This window comes from Chloroflexota bacterium, from assembly GCA_016197225.1.
Classification (GTDB): domain Bacteria; phylum Chloroflexota; class Anaerolineae; order Anaerolineales; family VGOW01; genus VGOW01.
The window spans coordinates 19,751-43,909 of record JACPWC010000071.1; the positions used below are offsets into that span (position 1 = coordinate 19,751).

Genomic DNA, 24,159 nt, shown 5'->3' on the forward strand with positions numbered 1-24,159 from the left:
AACCAGTGAACAGTCAGCAGCAGTGTTCACTGTTCACTGATGACTGTTCACTATTCACTCCTCATGCCTTTGCTCTCCTCTCTCACCGTCCTCTCTCTCGAACAAGCCACGACTCTCCCGTTCCTAACTCAGCGTTTAGCGCGGGAAGGAGCGCGAGTGATTCGCATCGAGACTCCGGGGCGCGGCGACCCGAACCGCTATGTGGGCAAAAAGTTCCTCGATGAAGACGGCATGGCCAGTTACTTCCTGCCGAACAACTGCGGCAAGCAAGCCATCACCCTCAACCTCGCCGAAGCCGAAGGCCGCTCAATCCTTCAATCTCTAATCTCTAATCTCCCCGTAGACATCTTCGCCACCAACAACCGCCCGTCCAGTTATCACAAACTTGGCATTGACTACGAGACTATCAAGACCATCCGACCAAACATCATCTGGCTCGGCACCACCGGCTTTGGCCCGGACTCGGACGAAGCGGCCTACGACCCGGTTCTGCAAGCCCGCGCCGGTTGGATGGACTTGACCGGCGAACCGGACGGCTCACCGCTCGTCTTTGGCTTGCCGATGGTTGATCTTGGCGCATCTGAGCACGCTTACGGCGCGTTGATGAAAGCACTGTACCGACGCGCCGTGACTGGCGAAGGAAGCCGAATTGATATTTCCATGTTCCGGTCAACCGTCTCCTGGATGGCAAGCCCGATCATGCTCACCGCCCTCGGCGAACGGGTGACCCGACGCGGCAACACTCACCAGTTTTTCGCCCCGGCCTCGGTTTACCCGACTCGCGATGGCTACGTTTACGTGGCCGTCGGCAATGACCGGCAGTGGGAGGCCATCACCAAACTGCCCGGCTTCGAGTCGCTGGCCGACGAAACGTATCAACGCAACGCGGGCCGAATCGCCGATGTGGAGAAACTGAACCGGCGACTCGCCGACTGCACCCGAACCATGAGCGTCGCCGATCTCGCAACCGCCCTGAACAGCATTGGCGTGCCAATTGCCAAAGTGAACACGCTCCGAGACGTGCTGGAAGACCCTCTGCTGAAAAAGGAATTTACCAACGTTCGCGATGAGAGAAGCGGCACAGAAGTGATCCTGCCACCGCTGGCTGAGGCCGGGGTAATTCGTGAATTGCCCCTACGCTTCCCGCCGCGCCTCGGCGAACACAACGAGGCGATTTACGGCGAAGCGCTCGGCTTCGATTCCCGAAAAATCGCCAGCCTGAAAGAACACGGTATCATCTGATCACCGTTCACCGTTCACTGATCACTGATTACTGTTCACTGGAGACTGAGAATGCGATTGGGAATTGACGTCGGCGGCACCTTCACCGACTTTGTTTTGCTCGACGATGCCACCGGGCAGGTCAACACCTACAAGTGCCTCACCACGCCCCGCGATCCCTCGGACGCGATTGAAGAAGGCGTTCGCGGGCTGGCCGATCAGGTTCCCGATCACGTCGAACGGCTGGAAGAGATTATTCACGGCACGACGCTGGTCATCAACGCCATCATTGAGCGCAAAGGCGCGCGCACCGGCTTGATTACGACCCAGGGCTTTCGCGACGTGCTGGAACTCGGGCGCGAGATTCGTTACGCGCCCTACGATGTCTTCGCCGAAGTCCCGGAGCCGCTCGTTCCCCGCCACCGCCGACTGGAAGTGGTCGAGCGCCTGCGCGCCGACGGGACTGTCGTGAGGCCGCTTGATGAATCAGAAGCGCGGGAGACAGTGCGGGCGCTGAAAGAGATGGACGTTGAGTCCATCGCCGTCTGTTTGCTCAACTCATTCGAGAACCCGGCGCACGAACTGGCCCTCAAACGACTCATCTGTGAAGAATTTCCATCGGCTTCTGTTTCAATTTCATACGAAGTCCTGCCGCAAATCCGCGAATACGAGCGCACCAGCACCACCGTCACCAACGCCTACGTCAAACCGCTCACCGAAAAATATCTGCGGGCGCTCTACAACCGGCTGGCCTCGCTCGGCTTCAGCGGACGGCTGTTCATCATGCTGTCCAGCGGCGGAGTCACCTCTGCGGAAACTGCCGCCGAGTTTCCCGTCCGCATTATCGAGTCCGGGCCGACGGCGGCGGTCATCGCCGGGCAATACTACAGCCGCCTGTTCAATTTGCCGGAAATGTTCTGCTTCGACATGGGCGGCACCACGGCCAAGTCGTGTTTGATTCAGGAAGGCATCGCCGGGGTTGTGCCGACGTTTGAAGTGGGGCGCGTCCAACGCTTCATGAAGGGAAGCGGCCTTACCATTCAAGTGCCGGTTGTAGACTTGATGGAGATCGGCGCGGGCGGCGGGAGTATCGCCCGCATGAGCCGCCTCGGCACTTTGCAAGTGGGGCCGCAGAGCGCGGGCGCGGAGCCGGGGCCGATTTGCTACGGTCGCGGCGGCGTTGAGCCAACCGTCACCGACGCCGATTTGCTGTTGGGCTATCTCGACGCCGATTACTTTCTCGGCGGCACAATGAAGCTGGATGTTGAGGCGGCCAAACATGGGATCGAAGAACGAGTCGCCAAACCGCTGGGCGTGTCTTATCTTCAAGCCGTGTGGGGCATTCACGACCTGATCAACGAGACGATGGCCGCCGCCGCCAAGACGCACATCGCCGAGCGCGGCGGCAACCCGCAGGTGGTCACCGTCGCCGCCTTTGGCGGGGCGGGGCCGGTTCACGCTTACGGGCTGGCGCGCAAGCTCGGCGCGCCGCGCCTCATTGTTCCGCCCAACGCCGGAGTCGGCTCGGCGCTGGGATTCTTCACCGCCCCACGCGCCTTCGATCTGGTTCGGAGTCACAAAGCGCCTGTTCTGTCGGCGGACTTTGCGGAGATCGAATCGTTGTTCCGCGAGATGGAGGCCGAAGGCGAACGCACGTTGCGGAAGGCAGGCGCGGAGGGCGCGATTGAGTTTTTGCGTTCGGTGGATGCGCGGTTTATTGGGCAAGGTTCGGAAACGAATCTGCCGATTCCCGAACGCGATTTCACGATGCTGACTCTGGCGGACGTGCGCCGCCGCTTCGACGAAACGTATAGCCACTTGTACGGGCGCACGTATCCCGAGTCGCCAGTTGAGTTTGTCAACTTCCGGGTGCGGGCCAGTTTGCCGGTGCGGTTGCTGGAATTGCCGCGATTGCAAAACAGGAGTGGGCGCGTTCAAGACGCGATCAAAGGCGAACGCAGAGCATTTTCCGGCCTCGCCCGCGACTTCATCCCCTTCACCGTGTACGACCGCTACAAGTTATTCCCCGGCGCGACGTTCTCCGGCCCGGCCATTGTCGAAGAGCGCGAGTCAACCGTCATCATCGGCGAAGAGGCGAGGGTGAGGGTGGATGAGTTTGGATTCTTGTGGATTGATTTGAAAGAATAGCTGTCACCGCAAAGACGCAAAGAGCGCAAAGAAGATCACAAAGTCTCTTTTGTTTATCTTAGCGGCCTTCGCGGGCAGTGTCCCTGTATAGGGCAGGTGTGTTTTTTTTGTGCGCGAAAGGCCTTGAAAACAAGCTGTTTCGCAAGCGCCAAAAGGCTACCTGCCCGTTATAGGGCCACTACCCCTTCGCGCCTTCGCGGTGAAACAGGTTTTGTTCGATGAGCAACTTTGACCCCGTCACCCTCGAAATCCTCTGGCGTCGCCTGCTCTCCATCGTGGACGAAGCCGACGCCGCCGTGGCCCGCACCGCCTTTTCCAGCCTGCTGCGGGACGCTCATGACTACACCTGCATGTTCACCGACCGGCGCGGGCGCGAACTGGCGCAAGGCTCGTTTGCCACGCCCGGCCAGTCGGGGGCGATGGCGATTGGAATCAAGAAACTGGTGCAAAGCCTGCCAGCTGATTCGTTTGAGCCCGGCGACGCCTTCATCACCAACGACCCCTGGGCGCTGGCCGGCCACCTCAACGACGTTTGCGTCCTCAGCCCGATCTTTTATCGCGATCAACTCACCGCCTTCACCGCCTGCGTCCTCCACCACGCCGACATTGGCGGGCGGGTGGCCTCGGATAATCACGACGTGTTCGAGGAAGGTCTGTTCATTCCGCTCGTCAAACTTTACGACGGTGGCAAGTTGAACGAGGCGGTGATGGACATGATCCGCTGGAATGTAAGAACGCCGGAGCAGGTCATCGGCGACATCCGCTCGCAGATCGCCGCCAACCACGTCTGTGCCGAGCAAGTGTGCAAGATGCTGGCCGAATACAATTTAGATGGCTTGGACGATCTGGCCGACGAGATCATCGGTCGCAGTGAACGAAGCATTCGCGAGTCCATCGCCAAAGTGCCGCCCGGCGTTTACCGGGCCGAAGGCATCATCGAGCAGATGCGCGGAGCGGGCCGCGCCGACCTGATCATCAAGTGCGCGATTGAAGTCGCCGGGAGCGACATCAAAGTTGATCTTACCGGTTCATCGCCGCAAGTGGACTGGGGCGGCAACGTCGTCTACAACTTCACCTACGCCTACGTCCACATGGCCGTCAAGAGCATCTTCGATCCCGACCTCCCCAACAACGACGGGAGCGCCGCGCCGATTCAATTGACGGCCCCTGAGGGCACGGTGGTCAACTGCAAATTTCCGGCGGCGGTCGCGGCCCGAATGCAGATCGGCCACTTCATGACCGAGATCATCTACCGCGCGCTGGCGGGGGCATTGCCGAATCGAGTCGTCGCCGGAAGCGGCGGCACACCGGCGACGATGCAAGTTTTCTACGGACGACGCAATACGGGGCAGCCGTTTCATGCCGTGTTGATCCGGGGCGGCGGCCTCGGCGCGGGCGGCGCCCGCGACGGTGAAGGCTGTTTCATCTTCCCGGCCAACGGCGCGAACACTCCGGTCGAAATTTTAGAGAGCGACTCGCCGCTCGTCGTCGAACGACGCGAACTGCTGACGGACTCAGGTGGCCCCGGCAAACAGCGTGGGGCGCTTGGGCGGCGGGAAGTGTTCCGTGTTCCTGATGACGACTATGCCCCTCAGCCGCCGGTGAATCTTGGAATCCAGTCGGGCCGTTTTCGAATCCCGCCGGAGGGATTATTCGGCGGCCAACCCGGAGCCAAAGCCCAATTTCTGGTCAACGGCCAAACCGGCAATCCCTACGGCCTCACCCGCCTCAAACCGGGCGATGTCGTCATCATGGACGCGGCGGGCGGCGGCGGCAACGGCAATCCAAAAGATCGGGAGCGTGATCAAGTGATTCGCGACGTGCGCGACGGCAAAGTGAGTCGTGAGAGCGCGTTGAAGGATTACGGAGTCGAGATCGCCGATGTGTAAGTGACGTAGCGAGCGCATGAAATGATACGCAAAGTTTTGGCCGCCATCGCCAAATTCATCGCCTTTGTGCTGGCAGTGTTGGCGGTGATTGTGGCAGTAGCGGCGCTGCCGCTCTTCAACGTCGGCCTGCACCTGTTCAGCCCGGACGTGTATAAACGCGCTTTGGCGGCGCAGAACATTTACGACCGTCTCCCGGCGCTGGCGGCTGAACAACTCGATCTGCAACTCCATTACACCGGGCCGGGCCTCGAAGAGGGGGGCGAGGGCCAGGCCTCCACTCCAGAACCCGGCAGTGGCCCGCCGCCCATGTTCCAAAATATTAGCCGGGCCGGCTGGGAACAACTTTTGTCTACCCTGTTGCCAGCCGACTGGCTGAAAACTCAGACCGAGAGCGCGCTTGATCAGACGTTTGCCATGCTGGATTCGACTGATCCCGACTCGAAAGTCACTATATCGCTGGTTGAATTAAAAGCGCATGTCGGCGGCGAGGCCGGGGTGGCCGCCTTTCTACAATTAGTGCGCGCTCAGCCGCCCTGCTCGCAGGAAGAATTGTTGGGGTGGGGCGGCGCGGCGGAGGCCGCCTTGCCCATCTGTCGCCCGCCGGAGGAAATTCTCACGGCGGCCACCCCGCAGATTCAAGCAATGCTGGCTGCGGTCGTGGTGGGTCTTCCCGATGAGGCTGATCTAGCCCAGACATTCGCGGGCGGCGGCGAGAGCGAGCAAGGCGAGTCTTCTGTTCCAAATTCCGGTGAGCCGCAACCGGATCCGCGAACGACTCTACGGTTGATCCGGCTTGGTCTGCGCTTGAGTCCGTCCCTCCCGCTCGTTCTACTGTTGCTGGTTGCGCTTTTCGGCGCGCGCTCGCGCAAGGCGTTACTGCGCTGGTGGGGCATCCCATTGCTGGTGGCCGGCCTCATCGGCGTGATTGAAGCATTGACATTAGTGCCAGCCATGCAGGCAGGTTACGCCACATTTGCCGCCGACAAAATCCCGCTGTACCTCTCAGAAAGTTTTGTGCAGGCCGGGCTGGATGTGGCTTTGCGCCTCGGACAGACGCTTGCGTGGTGGATTGGAAGCGAAGCTGTGCTGATCGGGTTGAGCGGCCTGGTGATGGTGGCCGGGTCGCGGTTACAGGCACAGCCCGCGAAAAGCACGCGAACTGCTCCCACAGCTTCTTAATGGGATATGACGGCCAAACGCCGATTAAACTGGGAGAAAAATGTGATATATTTGCCGTATATCACTGTCGCACTTGTCGCCAGGCATCAAAATAAAAAGGAGTATCTCCCATGAGTTCATTCCCAAACCAAGCAAACGTCGTCATCATCGGGGCCGGCATTGTCGGCAACAGCATGGCCTACCACCTGGCCCGGCTGGGCTGGAAGGACATTGTGTTGCTGGACAAAGGGCCTCTGCCCAACCCCGGCGGTTCCACCGGCCATGCTTCAAACTTCATTTTCCTCACCGACCACTCCAAAGAAATGACCAAGTTCACGTTGGACAGCGTGAAGCAATATAGAGAATTGGATGTGTTTATTCAGAGCGGCGGCATTGAGGTGGCCCGCACCACCGAACGCGCTGAAGAACTCAAGCGCCGCCTCGCCGCCTCCAAGTCGTGGGGCATTGAGTCGGAGTTGATCTCGCCGGCGCGGGTGAAGGAACTCGTGCCGTATGTCAACGATAAGATCATCCTCGGCGGTTTCTACACGCCCGGCATCGGCACAGTGGACTCCTTGCGCGGCGGCACGCTCATGCGCGAGAAGGCGCAAGCGATGGGCGCTCTGCAAGTGTTTGCCAACACCGAAATTTTGGGCGTCGAAACCCAAAATGGCCGCGTGCGCGGCATCAAGACCAGCCGGGGCGACATCAAAGCGGAAGTGATAGTCGTGTGCTGTGGCATCTGGAGTCCGCGCATTGCCCGCATGGCCGGCGCATCCATCCCGCTCACGCCCGCCGTCCACCAGATGATCAGCGTGGGGCCGGTGCCGCTCTTCGCCAACACCAAAGGCGAGATCGAATATCCCATCATCCGCGACATGGACACCAACGGTTACGAGCGTCAGCACGGCAGCGATCTGGAAGTCGGCTCGTACGATCACCGCCCGATCCTGATGGAACCCGATGACATCCCGCCGAACGAAAAAGCGGCGCTCTCCCCGACCGAGATGCCGTTCACCAAAGAGGATTTCGATCCGTCGCTGGAGCGGGCGTTGGAACTGATCCCCGACATTTTGGCCGACGAAAAAGTGGGCATCCGCTACGCCATCAACGGCTTACTCTCGCTCACGCCCGACGGCTTCCCGCTCCTCGGCGAGACGCCCGAAGTGAAAGGGCTGTGGGCAGTGTCCGCCATTTGGATCAAGGAAGCGCCCGGCATCGCCCGCGCGGTGGCCGAGTGGATGACGAACGGCCAGCCGGAGATTGACCCGAGCAGTTCAGACATCGCCCGCTTCTATGGCCATCAGAAAACCAAGACCCACGTCAACGCCCGCACCGCCGAAGGCTTCAACAAGACTTACGGCATTGTGCATCCGCGTGAGCAGTGGGCGTCCAACCGTTACGTGCGAACCAGCCCGCTCTTCGAGCGTCAGAAGGCGCTGGGCGCTGTTTTCTTTGAAGCGATGGGCTTCGAGCGCCCGCAGTGGTACGAGTCCAACACTAAACTGCTGGCGAAGTACGGCGAGCAGGTGATGCCGCGCAAGTACGAGTGGGACGGGCGCTGGTGGTCGCCCATCATCAACGCCGAGCATTTGGCGATGCGCGAAAGCGTGGGCATGGTTGACCTCTCGGCCTTCGCCATTTTCGACGTGACCGGCCCGACTGCGCTCGACTACATTCAAAAGATGGCCGTGGCGCAGATGGATGTTCCGGTGGGCCGCGTGGTTTACACGCCATTGCTGAACGTGGCCGGCGGCATCAAGTCCGATCTGACCATCATGCGCCTCAGTCAGAATCACTTCCGCGTGGTCACCGGCGTCTTCGACGGGCCGCGCGACAAGAAGTGGTTCGCCGATCACTTGCCCGCCGACGGCTCAACCCAACTGAGCGATGTCAGTTCGGCCTGGACGACGATTGGCATGTGGGGGCCGAATGCCCGCAAGCTGGTGCAGTCGGCCACCGAACACGACATGTCGCACGCCGCCTTCCCCTTTGCCACCTGCCAACAAGTGGACTTTGGCCCGATCCGCGCCATCGCTTCGCGCATTTCTTACGTGGGCGAACTGGGCTGGGAAATTTACGCGCCGATGGAACAGGCCGGGCGCTTGTGGGATATTTTGTGGGAAGCGGGGCAACAGTTCAACGTCGCTCCGGTAGGCATCGGCGTCTACGGCACAACCGCCCGTCTGGAGAAATCCTATCGCCTGTACGGCAACGAACTGGAGTTGGAATACAACCTGGTCGAGGCCGGCCTGGCCCGGCCACAGGTGAAGCCCCAGGACTTCGTCGGCAAGGAAGCGTATCTCAAGCAACGAGGCGGGCAACCTGCCGCCATCCTCTGCACGCTCACCGTGGACGACAACACTTCCAAGTCCGGCTTCAAGCGCTACATGCAAGGCCGCGAACCGATCCTCACGCCCGACGGCAAACCGATTGTGGACGCACATGGCCGCGGCTCGTACGTCACCAGCGCCGGCTCCGGCCCCTCCATCGGCAAGACCATCCTCATGAGCTACCTGCCGCCGCAACACGCCAAAGTCGGCGCGAGCCTCATGGTCGAATATTTCAACGAGCATTACCCGGTGACCGTGGCCGCCGTTGGCCCGACGCCGGTGTTTGATCCGAAGAATGAAAGAATGAAGGGTTGAGAGAGAAAAGAGAAAAGAGAATTGGAGAATTAGAGAATTCTCTAATCCTCCAATTCTCTATTACCTGTCATGAACATTTTAGTTTGCGTCAAACGTGTCCCGGCGGCGGGCGGCAAGATGTCGCTGACGGCGGACGAACAGGACATTGAAACGCGCTACTTCAGCTTCACAGTCAGCCCGCACGAAGAATGCGCGATTGAAGAAGCGGTGCGGTTGATTGAGGCGCACGGCGGAAGCTCGACTGTGCTGACGCTCGGCCCCGAGGTTGCCACCGAGCAATTGCGCGAAGGCATGGCGCTTGGCATCGAGCGGGCCATCCTGCTGGAAACCGATGGCCGCGAGTGGGATGGCGGGGCAACAGCGGGGGCTATCGTCGAGGCCGTTCGGGCGCAAGAGGCGGCTGGACACAAGTTCGATCTTCTGCTCTTCGGCAACGAGGCGGCGGACTCGGGCGGCTATCAAGTCGGCATCCGCGTCGCCCACGCCCTCGACTTGCCGTGCGTCACCGGAGTCAAAGAGTTGAAGATTCGGGATGGCAAGGCCGTTGCCAAACGGCAGGCCGGCGGCGGCTGGGACATTTTTGAAGTTCCCCTGCCCGCCGTCATCAGCGTGAAAGAGGGCATCAACCTGCCGCGCTATCCGTCTCTGCCGGGCCGCCTCAAAGCCAAGAAGAAGCCCATCGAACGCCTCACCCCAACCTGGCCCGGAAACGGTTTGGAAAAGATTCGACTCAAACTGCCCGCCGAGCGCGATCATCAAGTTGAGATTTTGGGCAAAGGCCCGGAAGCGGCGGTGAAGGCCGTTGAGTTGTTGCAAAGATTGGGAATGGTATGACCATGATTCTCGGATTGATAGAACACGACCGTGGCAAGTTGAACGACCTGTCGCTTGAGATGCTGACGTTTGGCCGCCGACTCGCCAATCAACTTGGTTCTACGCTTGAGGCCGTTTTGATCGGCGAGGCCGCCCGCCCGTTGGCCGAGCGGCTTCAGGCTTACGGTGTTTCGACCGTTTATCTCGTGCAACATGATCGACTCGACGATTACGCTCCCGAAGCCTGGGCGGGGAGTCTGGTGGAAGTGATGATGGCGGCCAAGCCGCAGATCGTGATCGCGCCCGGAAGCGATCGTGGCAACGAAGTGATGGCTCACGTGGCCGCTCGAAGCAACTTGCCAATGGCCGCCAACTGCACTGGAGCTTTGCCGGGCGATCCATTCATTGTGACTCGCGTGCGCTGGGGCGGCAGTCTTCTGGAAGAAGCCCGGCTGGGCGGCGAAGTGAAACTGCTGACGGTTTCGCCGCACGCCCTTGTTGCCGAAGAAGCGCCCGCGGCTGAGCTGACGATCAACACCATCACCCCGTCTCTCGCCGACAAAGATTTTCGGGTGCGGGTCACGGGCCGGGTTGAGGCGGGCGAAGGCAAAATCTCGCTGGCCGAAGCCAAAGTGGTGGTGGGCGGCGGGCGCGGCGTGGGCAGCGCCGAAGGCTTCAAGAAGCTTGAAGAGTTGGCCGGACTGTTGGGCGCGGCGGTCGGTTGCTCGCGCGCGGTGACAAGCCTGGGCTGGCGGCCACACGCCGACCAGATCGGCCAGACGGGAACCCGCATCGCGCCAGAGATTTACATCGCCTGCGGTGTGAGCGGGGCTACGCAACACCTTGTTGGCTGTCAGGGGGCCAAGCGCATCTTAGCCATCAACACCGACCCCGAGGCGACTATCATCGCCAAAGCCAATTACGCCATCATCGGCGACCTGCACGAGGTGCTTCCGGCGTTGAGTGAGGAGGTTAGGAAGGTGAGGAAGTAGGCGGGCGCGGGAAGCTGCTTTGAATGTAGAATAAAGGCGTATTACGCAACCCAGAACGATAAGCGGAGACCCCAATGGAAGTCGTAACTGTTTCGCCAAAGTTTCAGGTCGTCATCCCCCTCAGTGTCCGGCAGTCACTCGGCCTCAAGCCCGGCCACAAAGTACAGGTCATCTTGTACGAAGGCCGGATTGAGCTGATCCCGCTCAAGCCCATCAAGAAGATGCGCGGCTTTCTCAAAGGCATTGATACGACGATTGAGCGCGAAGCCGACCGCGTATGAACGTCGTTGACTCATCGGGCTGGCTGGAATACCTGGCCGAAGAGCCAAACGCGGATTTTTTCGCGCCCGCCATTGAGAATACAGCCGAGTTGATTGTGCCTTCCATCAGCGTCTACGAAGTGTTCAAGCGCATCAGCCAACAACGCGATGAGCATACGGCACTCCAGGCAACGGCGCTAATGATGCAAGGCCAAGTCATTCCTTTGGATATTTCGATTGCGTTGAGCGCGGCGAAAACCTCAGTAGCACTGTCTCTGCCGATGGCGGATAGTGTGATCCTGGCGACGGCGCGCGCTTTTGGCGCGACCCTGTGGACGCAAGATGAGCACTTCAAGAGCGTTGAAGGGGTGCGCTACATCGCCAAGAAGAAATAACGGCGACAACGCCGCCGAGTTGTGGAGCGCATCTTAGCCATCAACACCGACCCCGAGGCGACTATCATCGCCAAAGCCAACTACGCCATCATCGGCGATCTGCATGAGGTGCTTCCGGCGTTGAGCGCGGGGATTAAGAAGGTGAAGAAGTAAGTGGGGTGGCTTTGGGATATAAAGTGGAATTGTTATCCCGAAGCCTTGATTTGGTAGCTTCCCTGTAGCCGAAAGTTTCGTGAGGTCTCATGAGTTGGTTGGATCTGTTGCAAACGGTCATTGATAATTTGCGAGACGGGTTCGAACGCCGCGAACAACCCATCCAAAATTCAAATGACCATCGCATGCGCCCATTAACACGAGATGATGTCATAAAGATGATTCAGCAGAATGGTGGCTCAGAAGGTTTAGACCTATCCAAATGTGATCTGTCGGGAGCGGATTTACGCAATCTGAGTCTGCGCGGGGTCATATTTGGCAGATGTGATTTTGTAACCACAGGATACGGCGCAAACCTGGTAGGCGCTACCTTTACCGACTCCGACCTGACGCGAGCTAATCTGACGCATACAAACCTTCAAGATGCCGGTTTTTGGGAAGCCAATCTCTATGAAGCATCATTGTTTGCGGCTCAAGCTCAGAATGCACATTTTGGTCGAGCTGATCTGAGGCGAGCCGACTTGTATGGTTGTCAATTAGGCGGCGCTAATTTGTGGTACGCTCGTTTGGAGGAAGCCAACCTCGCAACTGCTAGACTCGCCGACGCCTTAGTTACAGGCGTTCAATTGGGTGATTTTCTATTACAGGAAAAGCAGAAAGACTATGAAGAATACTTCGAACGTTGGTATGCAAGAGACCTGCCAGCCAAGTATCGAGAACGCCACCTGAAACTCAGGTATCACGAAGCCACCGAAATATATATGAATCTCAAGAACGCCTACTTGTCACATGGGCGCTACAAGGAAGCAAGTCGGGCATATATCAATGAGCGTCTATCAAGGCGGGCGACTTGTGCCCCATGGCGAGCGAAAGCATATTACAGCACCGAATGGAATAGTAGCATTTTGAGAAAACTTTGGTTCTACCCCAAATATTTCGTTACATGGATTTTGGATTGGTTGGCAGACTTGCTGTGTGGTTATGGCGAAAAACCTCTTCGCACCGTGCTATGGGCGGGCGTTATTCTACTGGCATTCCCTCTCCTATTTGCCTTGTCAGGTGGTGTTGTTTCGCGGAGTGGACAAATGACGTGGCTGGATTACTTGAACTACAGTTTGGGAACTTTCACTACGATAGGGTTTAGCCAATTCGAAGCCCAAACGCCTTTAGCGCAAGTTCTGACCAGTATCGAAGCCTTGCTCGGTATTTCCACTTTGGCATTACTAATGTTTACTTTAGGCAATCGTATCAGTCGGTCGTAGGGAATTTGAAATCGCCACCTAGCCCCAATACGGTTCGGTTAAGCCGTATCGGGGCTTGCCCGCTTGAAGTTTCGCCAAGTTTATAGCCAAAATCGCGATGTTTTCAGCCAAATCCAACGGATGTGATCTGCTAACCGAACCGTATTGCACCTAGCCCGCGAATGCAGGTGCTGTTGGGCAAGCTACATCGGATGAACAACTCTATCCCCTCCGAACTCAAAATGACCTCCCCCTTCAAATTCTTCACCCCCCTCAAAGTCCGCTTCAACGAAACCGACCTGCAGGGCCACGTCAACTTTGCCCACTATCTCACCTATTTCGACGTGGGCGCGACCGAGTACATGGCCGCCATCGGTTACGACTACGACGCTTTGCTGGCCGAGGGTGTTGACCTGCTGTACGCCGAGTCGCACTGCAATTACAAATCGCCGGTCAAGTGGCCCGAAACTTTGCGAATTCACACCCGCATCGCCGAACTTGGCCGCCGCAGTCTGCGCTACGAATTTGACGTTCGGGCCGAGCAGGACGGACGGCAAGTGGCCACCGGCCACATCATCGCCATCATCGCCGAGCGCGGGACGTGGGCCGAACGGGAAGTGCCGGCCAAACTCCGGCAGGCGGTTACAAACTACGAAAACAAGGAGATTACACAATGAATTCAACAGCAGATGTCGTCGTCATCGGCGGCGGAGTCATGGGCGCGAGCACGGCGTTCCGGCTGGCCGAGCGTGGGCTAAAGGTGACGCTGGTGGAGAAGAGTTTCCTGGCCGGCGGCACCACCGGCAAATCGTCGGCCATTGTTCGTCAGCATTACTCAAATGAGACCACGGCTCGCATGGCGCTGTTCGCCCTGAGCATCTTCCAAAACTTTGCCGAGGCCACCGGCGGCGAGTGCGGCTACATGCCGGTTGGCTTCGTGGTGCTGGCCTCGGCGAACGATCGCGAAGGACTGGCGGCCAACGTGGCGATGCAGCAGAGCGTGGGCATCAACACTCGCCTGCTCTCAGCCGAAGAAATTCGCGAAATCGCGCCCGGAATGGCCCAATGCAAAACTGTTCTCAATAAAAAGGCTTTTCTATTTGTGCACAAGTGTCAAAATACAGTTTTTTAAAAGTTTTATTCTTCCATATTTTGACTATTGTGCCGCGCCTCACGTTTTCGTTGACTTCCCCAACGTCGCCTACTTCCGCCCTGAAACCGGCGGCATGACCCTGGTGGGTTCAGTCGATCCGGTCGAGGCCGACGATCGCGCCAACCCGGACAGCTACAACGAGCGGGTTGACTTTGAGTTTGTGGCCGACTCTGGAACCAAGCTGGCGCGGCGCTTTCCGTGCATGGAGCGCGGCGTGAGCCGCGGCGGCTACGCCGGCATTTATGACGTAACGCCGGACTGGCATCCGGTGATTGACGAAGTTCCGGCTGGCAGCGGATTCTTCGTCGCCGCCGGGCACAGCGGGCACGGTTTCAAATTAAGCCCCGCCGTCGGAGTGATGGTGGCCGACCTTGTTACCGGCCAGCGCACCGAAGGCCTTGACCCAACTTTGTTCCGCTTTGCGCGTTACGCTGAAGGCCGGCCTGTGCGCGGACGATATGACTATGGTATTGCGGGTTAGGCGACTGCTTCGCTTGATGAGTGAAAAACAGCGACCGCCGGGCTGAAACGCTCAGAGCCTGTTTGAAAATTGCTCAAAGCCCGCGTCCTCGCGGGCGTTCCCAACCGCGAGGACGCGGTTGGGGAGCATTTATTAAACAGGCTCTCAGGAGGGATATAATGCGGGTTAGGCGCAACGTGCCAAAACCGGAGAGGCAAGCATGGCCAAAACAACTTCAACCCGCCACACCCCCTTCAACCTCAACAGCTTTTTCAAGCAACTCAACATTCCCGAACCGGAACGGGCGCTCGTAGCCGACTGCCTGGCGCGCGGCCTCGAGCACTATTACCAGCACATTTACGGCTACAACAAATATGGCCGCCGCCCCGACTTCTTGATTCCGGAGCGCATGCACGAACCTTATATCTTCGGTTTCGGCGCGGTGGAAGTCGTGCGGCTTGAGACCCTGTCGCAGGAAACGCGGCTGAAGATCACCCAATATGCGTTTCAACAAATTGACGCCAATGCCGAGTACGGCACGCCGCACGGTCTGCCGGTGATGATCAGCTACCTGGCCGGCCTGGGCCAGCTCGACCCGGCCAGCTTTCGCTCGCTGATGATCGCCGCCGACTTTGGCGGCCCGCTCTTCGACGACTGGGAACTGATGGAAGTGCGCCGCCTGTTCGAGTGGCTGATCGCCAAGGCCGACATCCCGGAGCCAGAGCGGCTGTGGTGGCTGTGGCATCTGTGCGTCAATTGCGAGTCAACGCAAATGTGCCGCTCCCTGGCCGAAGTGCTGTTGACCGACACAAAGCTTTCCAAAGCCGGCAAGCGCGCCCTGTGTGAAGCCTGGCTGGCCGACGCTCCGGTCGGCAAGCCGCCGGCTCAGTGGGAAGCCATGCAAGCCCTGTTGAGCGGCAACGTGGACGCCTTCACCGCCCACGCCGCCGAGGCCGGTCTGCCCGTCTCTGGAACCCTGCCCACCCGTGAAGCCATCGAGGCCGAATACGACTCGGCCCTGGACGCCTTGATGGCCGACGACGACAAAGCTTTCGACACGCCCACCTCCATCCACCTCTTCCGAAAAATGCTGGTCGGGCCGCTGGGGCTGGTGGTCCTCACGCCCGGCGCGTTGAAACGAGCCGCCATCTCGGCTTTGCCCAGCCTGGGCCAGTCGCCGCTCAAAGTGTGCCAGCAGTATCTCGGCTCGGCCAGGGAATACTATGCCGACACTATCAATCAAGGCGTGGCCGACGTGATTCGCGCTTACCACCACAAGATGACGGGCGAGGAAATCAAGACCCTGATTGAGCGCGGCCTCAAAGTGGGCGCGGTGCCCACCCGCAAAACCTTTTATCAACTGGGGGCTGACCTTCTCGGCGAAAAGTTTATGAAGCGGGCGGCGCGCGACAGCGCCAAGTCCATCCGCGAGTGGGCGGCAAGGAAAACCGAAAGCGCCCCCAAAAAGAGGCGGGTCACCCGTGTCTAATCGCTTCACATTTGATTCATCAAGGAGCTTCCCCTTTTTATGACTCTTCCCTCTCCAGCTTTTGTCAAAGGGTTGGCCGGCGTGGTCGCCGCCCAAACTGCCCTGTCGTCGGTGGACGGCGCCAACGGCGTGCTCACTTATCGCGGCCTCAACATCCACGACCTGGCCGGAAATGTTGAATACGAAGAAGTTGTGCATCTATTGCTTTACGGAACGCTTCCCACCCAGGCGCAGTTGACCACCCTCAAAAAGGAACTGGCCGCCAACCGCAAACTCCCTAAAGCCGTTCTCGACCTGATCCGGTCTGCGCCCAAAAAAGCCGTGCCCATGGATACCCTGCGCACGGTCATCTCGGCCCTGGCGCTTCACGAAAAAGATGTAGACGATATTTCGCTGGAGGCCACGCGCCGCAAGGGCCTCCGCCTCACGGCCCAAATGGCAACCGTCGTGGCCGCCATCCAGCGCGCCCGCAAAGGCAAAGAGATTCTCAATCCTAAGCCGGGCTTGAGCCACGCCGAGAATTTTCTCTACATGCTTCACGGCGAAAAGCGAAACCGGCTTGAGAACGAGACGATGAACTTGTATTTCGTTCTGCTGGCCGATCACTCGCTCAACGCCTCGACCTTCACCGCCCGCGTCGTGTCGTCCACCAACGCCGACTTGCACGCCGCCGTCACCGCCGCGCTGGGCGCACTCAAGGGCAACCTGCACGGCGGCGCGGCAGAAGCCACCATGAACACGCTGTTGGAAATCGGTGCGATTGATAAAGTCAATCCTTTCGTGGACAACGCCTTTGCCAACAAACGCAAAATCATGGGCATCGGCCACCGCATTTACAAGCACGGCGACCCGCGCGCCCGGCACTTGCTGGAGTGGGCGCGCAAGATGGAAACCGCCGAAGGCAAGGGCAACAATTACGTGGACATGGCTCTGGCGGTGGAGCAGGCCGTCTTGCGTCATCGCGAGTTGTACCCGAACGTAGACTTTTTCTCCGCGCCTTTGCTCTACTATCTCGGCGTCCCGACGGACTTGGACACCTGTGTGTTCGCCGTCTCCCGCGTGGCGGGCTGGGCGGCGCACGTGATCGAGCAGTACAACGACTCGGCTCTGATCCGGCCGGCCGCGCAGTACACCGGCCCGGCAGAACAGGCGCTTGTGTCAATTGAAGATCGGAAGTAATCTAAGGCCATGACGAATCCATCCTTTCCCTCCAACTCCGACGAACTCGTGCGGCTGATCCAGGACGCCGCTTCGGGCGCGATCGCGCCTGAAATGTTCCTCAGGCTTTTCCGCGAAACGCACGAAGTGCTGGAGAGGGCCGGACGAGTGAGATACGCCTCTAAAGAACAGGCCCGTTTGATCTGGGATGTGTTGTGGGATATGGAGTATTGCTCGCCCGACCCCTCGAAAGAGGCCAGGCCGGGTGACTGGCACACGGCGGATCACCTGATGAAAACGGTGAAGCACACCGCAGAGAAGCTGGCAAAGTTGTGAAAGAAAAACGCCCGAAGGTTCATAACCTTCGGGCATTTTTTGTTTCACCATTCTGCAAGTTTCCAGATTTCCGGTTGCCATTTGCTGGTATTCGCGCCAACGCCGGCCTCGACGCCAATTTCGGCGAACAGGACGACGGCTCGTTTGAGATGTTGCATGGCGGCTTCGGTTTGGCCGTCGGTGTGTAAAAGATCGGCCAGGTTGTTGTGCAGAGCCGCTTCGCGGTGACGGTCGCCCTGCGAAGCGCACAACTTCAAGGCCCGTTCAGTGAGCGTGATTGCAGTCGCCGTCTGTTCATTAGCCCCAAAGGCCAGCGCCAGATTATTCAATGCCGCCGCCTGCGCGCCCGTGTCGCCCAAAGTTTCGGCCAGCGCCAGGCTACGCTCAAGATGAAGTTGAGCAGTCGGGAGGTCGGCCTGACTGCTGGCGAGAATGCCGAGAATGTTGTGCGCTTGCGCCAGCGCCCGCTGGTCGCCGCCGGCCTCGGCCAGCGTCAGCGCCTGCCGAGCCAGATCGAGCGCCCGCTCTGTTTGACCTCGATGATGAGCGGTGAGACTCCAGTCGGCCAGAACACGGGCGCGGCCACCTTGAGAACCGTCCACGCCGAACGCCGCCAGCGCGGCCTCAAAATGGCGCTCGGCCAGTTCCCCATCACCACGTCGTTCGTAAACATTGCCCAGTTTGTGTTCCAGTTCGGCCAGCGCCTCGAGTGAGCCGAGCGCCGCCGCCGTCTGGTAACTCGTCAGGGCAACGCCGTATTCGCCGGCCAGCGTTTGCAGATCGCCAATCGCTTCGTGCAGGGCGGTGGGATCAGGATGGCCTAAGGCCAGCGCCGAGCGATAGTGCGAGAGGGCTTCGGCATTGGCATACAGCTTGCGGGCGTGGTCGCCCGCCAGTTTGTAGTAGTGGGCGGCTTCGGCGTTGCGACCGCCCAGCCGGTAGTGCAAGGCAACCTGGCCGGCGAGCGGCCCGGGCGGCGTTTGAGCGCGGGCGCGCGAGGTGAGGGCTTCGGCCACGCGCCGGTGCAGGAGCCGGCGGCGGGCGAGGCTGGTTTCGTCGTAAACCAGGGCGCGCAGTTTGTCATGGCCGAAGTCATACGTCAGCGCGCCGTCGCCGCCGCCCACTTCGTGGACGAGACCGCGCGCGATCAGAGATTCCAGTCCGGCCACCGTTTCTTCGTCACTGCGGCCACTGGCAACTTGCAGAGTGTCGAAGTCAAACGAGCGCCCGATGACGGCGGCGGCGCCGAGCAATTGTCTGCCGGCGTCGTCAATTATTGCCAGGCGCGAGTGAAGCAGGCCGCGCACACCTTCGGGCAGAGGCCACTCGGCCTCAGGCCCGCCGCCGCCCAGCGCCGCCAGATATTCGACGAGAAAGAGCGGGAGGCCTTCGGTCTCGTGGTACAGCCGCTCCGCAATCCGGCTTTCGGGCGCGGACTTCATCGTTAGTTGAACCAGTTCTGCGACTGCGGATTGGCTGAGCCGCGAGAGCGAGAGCAGGTGGGCCAGCCCGGCCCGTTGCGATTCGGCCAGCGCCTGACGCAGGCGATGCCCGGTCGGCACCTGCTCGTCGCGCCACGTTCCCAGCAGGCACAGGCGATGGCCGCGCAGGCGGCGCGCCAGGTAGGCGAAGAGGTCCAGCGAGGCCTCGTCAATCCAGTGGAGGTCGTCCAGAAAAACGACGGTGGGCAAGTCGTTTCCCAACGCCAGCAAAATCTGGGTGATGCTTTCAAAGAAGCGGCTTTGCGCGCCGGGGCTGTCGAGAGGCGGTGTGGGCGGCAGGTCGCTCCTCAGGTTAGCCAGGTCAGGCAACAGCCGGGCGGCCTCGCTCAACCAGTGTGGCTCCAATGACTCAAGCCGGGCGGCAATGGCCGGTTGCCTCAGCGCCGATTGCAGGGCTTCGAGGAAGGGGCCATAGGCCAGGTTGCGTTCGCCTTCGTAGCAACGGGCGGGGAGCGTGGTCGCGCCTTGAGCCTGCGCCCGCTCGATGAAGGCCTCTGCCAGTCGCGTCTTGCCGATCCCAGCTTCACCCTCTATCACGATCAACGCGCCGTCCGCGCTCTGAGAGGCATACTGATTTTGCAAGGCGGCAACTTCGGCGGAACGACCGATGAGGGGGAGGTTAGAGGTTAGAGGCTGGAGGTTAGAAGTTAGAGGTTGGAGATTGGACGCCTGAACTACGGCGGGAAGTTGGACGCCTGAACTACGGCGGGAAGTTGGGATTTGGGATTTGGGGCTTGGAGTTTCCGTCGTCGGGCGGTTCTCTTTGATAGCCTCGTACAGCCGCGTCGTCTCTTCCAGCGGCGGCACGCCGAGTTCTTCGTCAAGAATTCGCGCACACTCCTGATACTGGCGCAGGGCGGCGGCGCGTTGCCCGGCGCAATCATACAACGACATGAGCCAGCGGTGAGCCGGTTCGTGCATCGGGTCGAGGGAGAGCCAGCGCCGAGCGTGGGCAATGGCGGCGTCCACTTCGCCGGCTGTGCTGTGACACTTCACCAGCCGTTCCAAAGCGTCGGCCAGTTCGCGGCGCAGTCCTTCACTCTGAAAAAATTGCCAGTCGTCGAAGGCGGGGCTGTCGCGCAGGCTGAAGCCGGCCAGGAAGTCGTCGTGGTAAAGCGTCACTGCCTCAGAAAGGGGATGGACGCAACGCGGGCAGGGGTCGTGAGGCGGGTGACCGTGAGTCCGGCAATCGGCCAGGCGGCGGTGAAACTCGGCCACGTCCACCCAGGCCGCCCCCGTCTCCAAATTCACCGCCTCCCGCTCAATCCTCAATCCTTCTCCATCCAGCGCCTTATTCAACACCGAGAGAGTGCGGCGCAGGGCGGCGTGCGCTTTGGCCTCGTCGGCGTCAGGCCAGAAGAGGGTTGCCAGGCGCTCGCGGCTGTGCAGTTCGCCCGTCACCGCCAGGTAGACGGCGAGGGCGGTGGCTTTGCGCGTGTCCACTTCGATGGGTGCGCCGTCGAGTTCGACGCGGGGCGAGCCGAGGAGGTGAAAAGCAAGCCGGGGCATCTCGATTGCATTGTACTCGAAAAGTGATTCCGTAACGCCTGCCGTAACGTTGCCGGAATGCGCGTTGTGTAAAGTGGAAGCAGATTAACGGAGGCAACTATGGTCAAAGAACAGAGTCGAGAAACGACAATGGGCGATGCGGCGGTGGACGGCCTGCTGGCCGGTGGAATGGCCGGGGTGTTGATGGCGGTTTATTTGGCAGTGGCCGGCCTGACCTGGGGAGACGGAATCGGCGTGACGCTGGGCCATTTCGATCCAGGGGCAACCGCCTCGCCGGTGGTGGGCGTGATCTCCCACCTGGCCGTGTCGGGCGTGTACGGGGCGTTGTTCGGGGTCGGGTGGCGGCTCGTTGCCCGTCTCTGGCAACGTTTGTCGGCCTATGCCTGGCTGGGCGGGCTGGCCTTCGGGCTGGCGCTGTGGGGGCTGGCCGGCGTCGTTCTCCTGCCGGGTGCGGCCTCAGCCCTCAGAGCCGTGCCGCCTCTCCATTTTGTCATCGCCCACATTGTCTACGGCTTGACGCTTGGCATCGGATTGTCCATGCGACAGCATGAATGACTGGCTAAGACCTGCCAGGTCTGGTCGAAAGTTCGGCAAAACTTAAAGCTGGCAAGACCCGGCAGGTCTTCCAGATAGTTGCTCAGGAGGCAAACTAAAATGATCGCAAACATCCTCATCTTTCTCGTTCTGATTGTTCTCACCATCGGCGCGGGCTGGCTGACGTGGCGGGTCGTGCGGGCCAAACGGCTGTGGGTGAAGATCGCCGGCGGGCTGGGAGCCGGACTGCTCACGCTGATTCTGACCGCCGTCTCGTTCGCGGGCGGCAAAGGCATCGCCATTCTTTATTTCCCCGGCGCAAAACCCGCGTCCGATCTCAAAGTGGAAGGCACGCCGGAGCAAATCGCGCGCGGCGAGTATCTAGCGGACATCGGCTGTGTGGGTTGTCACGGCCAGGTGGATGCCGACGGAAAGCCTACCGAAAAGTTTCCGCTCTCCGGCGGCTATAACATTGCAGAGGCGGAGGGCTTCGGTTTTGTCGGTCAACTCGCCACCGAGAACCTGACCCCCGGCGGCAAGCTGGCGAGCTACAGCGACGGCGAACTGTTCCGCGCCATCCGGCACGGGGTGAATAAAGACGGCCAGTCGCTCGGTTTCATGTCCCTCCTGCCCTTCGGCCAGATGAGCGACGATGATACGAAGGCCGTCGTCGCCTTCCTGCGCTCTCAGCCCGCTGTCACCCTCAGCAACCCAACCGGCGATAACATCAACTTCGTCGGCGCTCTGCTGTTTGGTGCGGGCATGTTCCCCAGCCCGGAGCCAAAACCAGATTCCATCACCGCGCCGCCCGCCGGCCCGACGGCAGACTACGGCAAGTACGTTGCCACCTTTGGCGAGTGCCGGGGCTGTCACGGCCCGGATGTCACCGGGGTGGAAGCCTCCTCGTTAGGCCCGGCGGTTCCCAACCCGCGCCCGTTCATATCCACCCTGACGGCTGAACAGTTCGTCGAAACCATGCGCAGCGGCACGCGGCCCAACGGCGTTGCCTTCCCCGAAACCATGCCCTGGCAGAACGCCTCGAAGATGAGCGACGACGATCTGGCCGCGTTGTACGCCTATCTCACCGCGCCGGTTAAGTAAGGGCGAAGCATGCTTCGCCCCAACAGACCCGAAGGGTCTCCAAGACCCTTAGGGTCTTCAACACACTCAACTCAAAAAGGAGACTTCACAATGAACAAACTCAAGTGGTGGTTTCGCATCGTCGGAGCGTTCTATCTGCTCCTGGCGCTGATGAACATGTACGGCATGTTTATCAACCGTCAATTTTTCGCCAGCGTAATCCCGTTCCCCGCGGATGAGTTCGCAGTCAAGGCATTTGTGGACGGGTGGTCTCCCTTCGCATTCGAGATATTGGGGATAGCCACGTTCATGCTCTGGGCGTCGCGTGACCCGCTCAAGTATCTCGGCGCGGTCTGGCTCATCGTCTGGCTCGAACTCCTTCACGGGGTTGTGGATGATGTGTACTTGATTGCCAACGGGTATGACGCCGTGGGCTACCTCGTTTTCATCGTCGTTCACCTGATCATCATCGGCACGGGGGTCATGTTCACGCGGCAGGCGTCAGTCCAAACACCGGCTCGCGCATCAGTTCCGATGAAGGCTTAGTGCTTCGCTATAGAAACCCTGCGGAGCAAGCATCCCCAGATGCGGCGCAGGCCGCAGAAGGGGATGCAGACTCCGCAGGGATTAAATTGCGGGAGTCTAAACGATGACCCTCGATGCCGAACTTGCCTCAGCGACGCGCCTGCAGGGTCGTTGGCTCACAGCGGCCCGCGCGGTGTGGGCGGCCGTATTTGTCTTCTCGGTGGCCGTTTTCCTCGTCGCCCTGCCAGCGCGCTATGCCCAACTGCTATCACCCGAGGATGAAATCAGGGATGGGATGACGCGCCTCGGTTTTTCGCCAGAGATTGTTGAACAGTATGGGAGCGAGGCCGCCATGCGCGCGGTCTTGTCCCAGCTTAGCCTGCCGGAGACGGGGTATGCCGTTTTCAATGTAGCCCTCGAAGGGGGCGTGGCATTAGTGTACATCGTCGTCGCGCTAATGATCTACTGGCGCAAATCCGATAGCCTGATGGGGCTTTTCACCTCCCTGTTCCTGGTCACTTTCGGCGTCGCCGGGAGTTCTTACCTTTTGATACCGCTCGAAGTGCGGCATCCGGCCGGATTCTACCTGGTGGCGGTAGTGGCTACCCTGGCCTATTCGATGCTGCCGCCGTTTTTCTATCTCTTCCCCGATGGGCGTCTGGTGCCCTATTGGGCGTGGATTCCGGCCGGGTTTTGGGCGGGCACAACCTTTTTCTGGAATTTTTTACCCCGCTCGCCATTAAATCCAACCAGTTGGCCGCTCTGGCTTTTTTTCCTGTATTTGCTCTTGCTTTGGGGATCAACAGTCGTTGCCCAAATCTATCGCTACCGGCGCGTTTCGAGCATGGCCCAGCGCCAACAAACCAAGTGGGTGGTGTTCGGTTTTGGGCTGATGATTTTACTGATCCTTCCTCCCTACATGATTCTCCCCGGTTTGTTACCGAACGTCGCGCCCGAAACGGTTTATTCAATACTGTCACCCGTACAAACCCTGGCAATGAGCATCATCCCGATTGCGCTTGCCATCAGCATCCTCCGTTACCGCCTGTGGGACATTGACATCCTCATCCGCAAAACGCTGGTGTACTCGGTGCTGACCGGTGCCCTCGCCCTCACTTACTTTGGCAGTGTCGTCATTCTGCAAAGCCTTTTCACCGCCGTCACCGGCCAGCAGTCGCCGGTCGTCGTCGTCCTCTCTACCCTCGCCATCGCCGCGCTGTTCTTCCCGCTCCGCAAGCGCGTGCAGGACACGATTGACCGCCGCTTCTACCGCAAGAAGTACGACGCCGCCAAAACACTCGCCGACTTCGCCGCGACCTGCCGCGACGAGACCGACCTGGAGAAGTTGACGGCTCGGCTAGTGGAAGTGGTGGAGGAGACGATGCAGCCGGAGAGTGTGAGCCTGTGGCTGACTTTAAATAAAGTGAGCTCAGCGAATCCGCACAACGAGCGTACTGAGCAGGAGAGATAGGGTGAGGTTGAAACGAGTAAGGGG

At 59.9% G+C, this 24,159-nt stretch carries 21 protein-coding genes; 20 read left to right on the forward strand and 1 reads right to left on the reverse strand.

Annotated features, from left to right (window positions below):
• Positions 1 to 63: 63 nt before the first annotated feature.
• The 16 genes from HYZ49_13110 (at position 64) to HYZ49_13185 (ending at position 17,514) form a co-directional block, all read left to right on the forward strand.
• The gene (locus HYZ49_13110; GenBank protein MBI3243222.1) at positions 64 to 1,242 is read left to right on the forward strand and encodes a CoA transferase; all 1,179 of its coding nucleotides are present in this window, start codon (positions 64 to 66) and stop codon (positions 1,240 to 1,242) included.
• A 51-nt stretch (positions 1,243 to 1,293) separates the two neighbouring features.
• A complete protein-coding gene (locus HYZ49_13115) occupies positions 1,294 to 3,369 on the forward strand; it encodes a hydantoinase/oxoprolinase family protein (GenBank protein MBI3243223.1) in 2,076 nt (691 codons plus the stop codon).
• Positions 3,370 to 3,587: 218 nt separating this feature from the next.
• On the forward strand, positions 3,588 to 5,258 hold the full coding sequence (locus tag HYZ49_13120) for a hydantoinase B/oxoprolinase family protein (GenBank protein ID MBI3243224.1): 1,671 nt from the start codon (positions 3,588 to 3,590) through the stop codon (positions 5,256 to 5,258).
• A 21-nt stretch (positions 5,259 to 5,279) separates the two neighbouring features.
• Positions 5,280 to 6,437 carry a hypothetical protein gene (locus HYZ49_13125; GenBank protein MBI3243225.1) on the forward strand — a complete coding sequence of 386 codons (1,158 nt, stop codon included), beginning with the start codon at positions 5,280 to 5,282 and terminating at the stop codon, positions 6,435 to 6,437.
• A gap of 110 nt (positions 6,438 to 6,547) precedes the next feature.
• The gene (locus HYZ49_13130) at positions 6,548 to 9,064 is read left to right on the forward strand and encodes an FAD-dependent oxidoreductase (protein ID MBI3243226.1); all 2,517 of its coding nucleotides are present in this window, start codon (positions 6,548 to 6,550) and stop codon (positions 9,062 to 9,064) included.
• A gap of 69 nt (positions 9,065 to 9,133) precedes the next feature.
• Entirely contained in the window at positions 9,134 to 9,898 is a 765-nt protein-coding gene (locus HYZ49_13135; protein MBI3243227.1) for an electron transfer flavoprotein subunit beta/FixA family protein, read from the forward strand.
• Positions 9,899 to 9,900: 2 nt separating this feature from the next.
• Positions 9,901 to 10,869 (forward strand): electron transfer flavoprotein subunit alpha/FixB family protein, encoded by a 969-nt coding sequence (locus HYZ49_13140; GenBank protein ID MBI3243228.1) that lies wholly within the window; start codon positions 9,901 to 9,903, stop codon positions 10,867 to 10,869.
• A gap of 74 nt (positions 10,870 to 10,943) precedes the next feature.
• Complete coding sequence (locus HYZ49_13145) at positions 10,944 to 11,150, forward strand: AbrB/MazE/SpoVT family DNA-binding domain-containing protein (GenBank protein MBI3243229.1); 207 nt, start codon at positions 10,944 to 10,946, stop codon at positions 11,148 to 11,150.
• Complete coding sequence (locus HYZ49_13150) at positions 11,147 to 11,524, forward strand: type II toxin-antitoxin system VapC family toxin (GenBank protein ID MBI3243230.1); 378 nt, start codon at positions 11,147 to 11,149, stop codon at positions 11,522 to 11,524. Before HYZ49_13145 ends, HYZ49_13150 begins: the two co-directional genes overlap by 4 nt.
• Positions 11,525 to 11,766: 242 nt before the next feature.
• Entirely contained in the window at positions 11,767 to 12,939 is a 1,173-nt protein-coding gene (locus HYZ49_13155; protein ID MBI3243231.1) for a pentapeptide repeat-containing protein, read from the forward strand.
• Positions 12,940 to 13,130: 191 nt separating this feature from the next.
• Entirely contained in the window at positions 13,131 to 13,595 is a 465-nt protein-coding gene (locus HYZ49_13160; GenBank protein MBI3243232.1) for an acyl-CoA thioesterase, read from the forward strand.
• Positions 13,592 to 14,050: an FAD-binding oxidoreductase gene (locus tag HYZ49_13165; GenBank protein ID MBI3243233.1), complete on the forward strand. Its 459-nt coding sequence runs from the start codon at positions 13,592 to 13,594 to the stop codon at positions 14,048 to 14,050. The genes HYZ49_13160 and HYZ49_13165 overlap by 4 nt, the downstream gene beginning before the upstream one ends.
• On the forward strand, positions 14,019 to 14,552 hold the full coding sequence (locus HYZ49_13170; GenBank protein ID MBI3243234.1) for an FAD-binding oxidoreductase: 534 nt from the start codon (positions 14,019 to 14,021) through the stop codon (positions 14,550 to 14,552). The genes HYZ49_13165 and HYZ49_13170 overlap by 32 nt, the downstream gene beginning before the upstream one ends.
• Before the next feature lie 199 nt (positions 14,553 to 14,751).
• On the forward strand, positions 14,752 to 16,020 hold the full coding sequence (locus tag HYZ49_13175) for a hypothetical protein (protein ID MBI3243235.1): 1,269 nt from the start codon (positions 14,752 to 14,754) through the stop codon (positions 16,018 to 16,020).
• Between the two features lie 39 nt (positions 16,021 to 16,059).
• Positions 16,060 to 17,199, forward strand: coding sequence for a citrate synthase (locus tag HYZ49_13180; GenBank protein ID MBI3243236.1), 1,140 nt, complete (start codon positions 16,060 to 16,062; stop codon positions 17,197 to 17,199).
• 9 nt (positions 17,200 to 17,208) lie between these two features.
• Positions 17,209 to 17,514, forward strand: coding sequence for a hypothetical protein (locus HYZ49_13185; protein ID MBI3243237.1), 306 nt, complete (start codon positions 17,209 to 17,211; stop codon positions 17,512 to 17,514).
• 44 nt (positions 17,515 to 17,558) lie between these two features.
• On the opposite strand, the gene HYZ49_13190 is transcribed toward HYZ49_13185, so the two are convergent.
• The gene (locus tag HYZ49_13190) at positions 17,559 to 20,525 is read right to left on the reverse strand and encodes an AAA family ATPase (protein MBI3243238.1); all 2,967 of its coding nucleotides are present in this window, start codon (positions 20,523 to 20,525) and stop codon (positions 17,559 to 17,561) included.
• 99 nt (positions 20,526 to 20,624) lie between these two features.
• Here HYZ49_13190 and HYZ49_13195 point away from each other — a divergent pair, with 99 nt between their 5' ends.
• From HYZ49_13195 to HYZ49_13210, 4 genes are all read left to right on the forward strand, one after another.
• Complete coding sequence (locus HYZ49_13195; protein ID MBI3243239.1) at positions 20,625 to 21,080, forward strand: hypothetical protein; 456 nt, start codon at positions 20,625 to 20,627, stop codon at positions 21,078 to 21,080.
• A 99-nt stretch (positions 21,081 to 21,179) separates the two neighbouring features.
• Positions 21,180 to 22,160 carry a c-type cytochrome gene (locus tag HYZ49_13200; protein ID MBI3243240.1) on the forward strand — a complete coding sequence of 327 codons (981 nt, stop codon included), beginning with the start codon at positions 21,180 to 21,182 and terminating at the stop codon, positions 22,158 to 22,160.
• A gap of 90 nt (positions 22,161 to 22,250) precedes the next feature.
• The gene (gene bphX, locus HYZ49_13205) at positions 22,251 to 22,685 is read left to right on the forward strand and encodes a BphX family protein (GenBank protein MBI3243241.1); all 435 of its coding nucleotides are present in this window, start codon (positions 22,251 to 22,253) and stop codon (positions 22,683 to 22,685) included.
• A gap of 103 nt (positions 22,686 to 22,788) precedes the next feature.
• Entirely contained in the window at positions 22,789 to 24,135 is a 1,347-nt protein-coding gene (locus HYZ49_13210; protein MBI3243242.1) for a hypothetical protein, read from the forward strand.
• Positions 24,136 to 24,159: the final 24 nt, after the last annotated feature.

Coding starts and splice junctions, on each gene's coding strand:
- HYZ49_13110 (MBI3243222.1), top strand. CDS start 64: ATGCCTTTGCTCTCCTCTCTCACCGTCCTCTCTCTCGAACAAGCCACG.
- HYZ49_13115 (MBI3243223.1), top strand. CDS start 1,294: ATGCGATTGGGAATTGACGTCGGCGGCACCTTCACCGACTTTGTTTTG.
- HYZ49_13120 (MBI3243224.1), top strand. CDS start 3,588: ATGAGCAACTTTGACCCCGTCACCCTCGAAATCCTCTGGCGTCGCCTG.
- HYZ49_13125 (MBI3243225.1), top strand. CDS start 5,280: ATGATACGCAAAGTTTTGGCCGCCATCGCCAAATTCATCGCCTTTGTG.
- HYZ49_13130 (MBI3243226.1), top strand. CDS start 6,548: ATGAGTTCATTCCCAAACCAAGCAAACGTCGTCATCATCGGGGCCGGC.
- HYZ49_13135 (MBI3243227.1), top strand. CDS start 9,134: ATGAACATTTTAGTTTGCGTCAAACGTGTCCCGGCGGCGGGCGGCAAG.
- HYZ49_13140 (MBI3243228.1), top strand. CDS start 9,901: ATGATTCTCGGATTGATAGAACACGACCGTGGCAAGTTGAACGACCTG.
- HYZ49_13145 (MBI3243229.1), top strand. CDS start 10,944: ATGGAAGTCGTAACTGTTTCGCCAAAGTTTCAGGTCGTCATCCCCCTC.
- HYZ49_13150 (MBI3243230.1), top strand. CDS start 11,147: ATGAACGTCGTTGACTCATCGGGCTGGCTGGAATACCTGGCCGAAGAG.
- HYZ49_13155 (MBI3243231.1), top strand. CDS start 11,767: ATGAGTTGGTTGGATCTGTTGCAAACGGTCATTGATAATTTGCGAGAC.
- HYZ49_13160 (MBI3243232.1), top strand. CDS start 13,131: ATGAACAACTCTATCCCCTCCGAACTCAAAATGACCTCCCCCTTCAAA.
- HYZ49_13165 (MBI3243233.1), top strand. CDS start 13,592: ATGAATTCAACAGCAGATGTCGTCGTCATCGGCGGCGGAGTCATGGGC.
- HYZ49_13175 (MBI3243235.1), top strand. CDS start 14,752: ATGGCCAAAACAACTTCAACCCGCCACACCCCCTTCAACCTCAACAGC.
- HYZ49_13180 (MBI3243236.1), top strand. CDS start 16,060: ATGACTCTTCCCTCTCCAGCTTTTGTCAAAGGGTTGGCCGGCGTGGTC.
- HYZ49_13185 (MBI3243237.1), top strand. CDS start 17,209: ATGACGAATCCATCCTTTCCCTCCAACTCCGACGAACTCGTGCGGCTG.
- HYZ49_13190 (MBI3243238.1), bottom strand. CDS start 20,525: ATGCCCCGGCTTGCTTTTCACCTCCTCGGCTCGCCCCGCGTCGAACTC.
- HYZ49_13195 (MBI3243239.1), top strand. CDS start 20,625: ATGGTCAAAGAACAGAGTCGAGAAACGACAATGGGCGATGCGGCGGTG.
- HYZ49_13200 (MBI3243240.1), top strand. CDS start 21,180: ATGATCGCAAACATCCTCATCTTTCTCGTTCTGATTGTTCTCACCATC.
- bphX (MBI3243241.1), top strand. CDS start 22,251: ATGAACAAACTCAAGTGGTGGTTTCGCATCGTCGGAGCGTTCTATCTG.
- HYZ49_13210 (MBI3243242.1), top strand. CDS start 22,789: ATGACCCTCGATGCCGAACTTGCCTCAGCGACGCGCCTGCAGGGTCGT.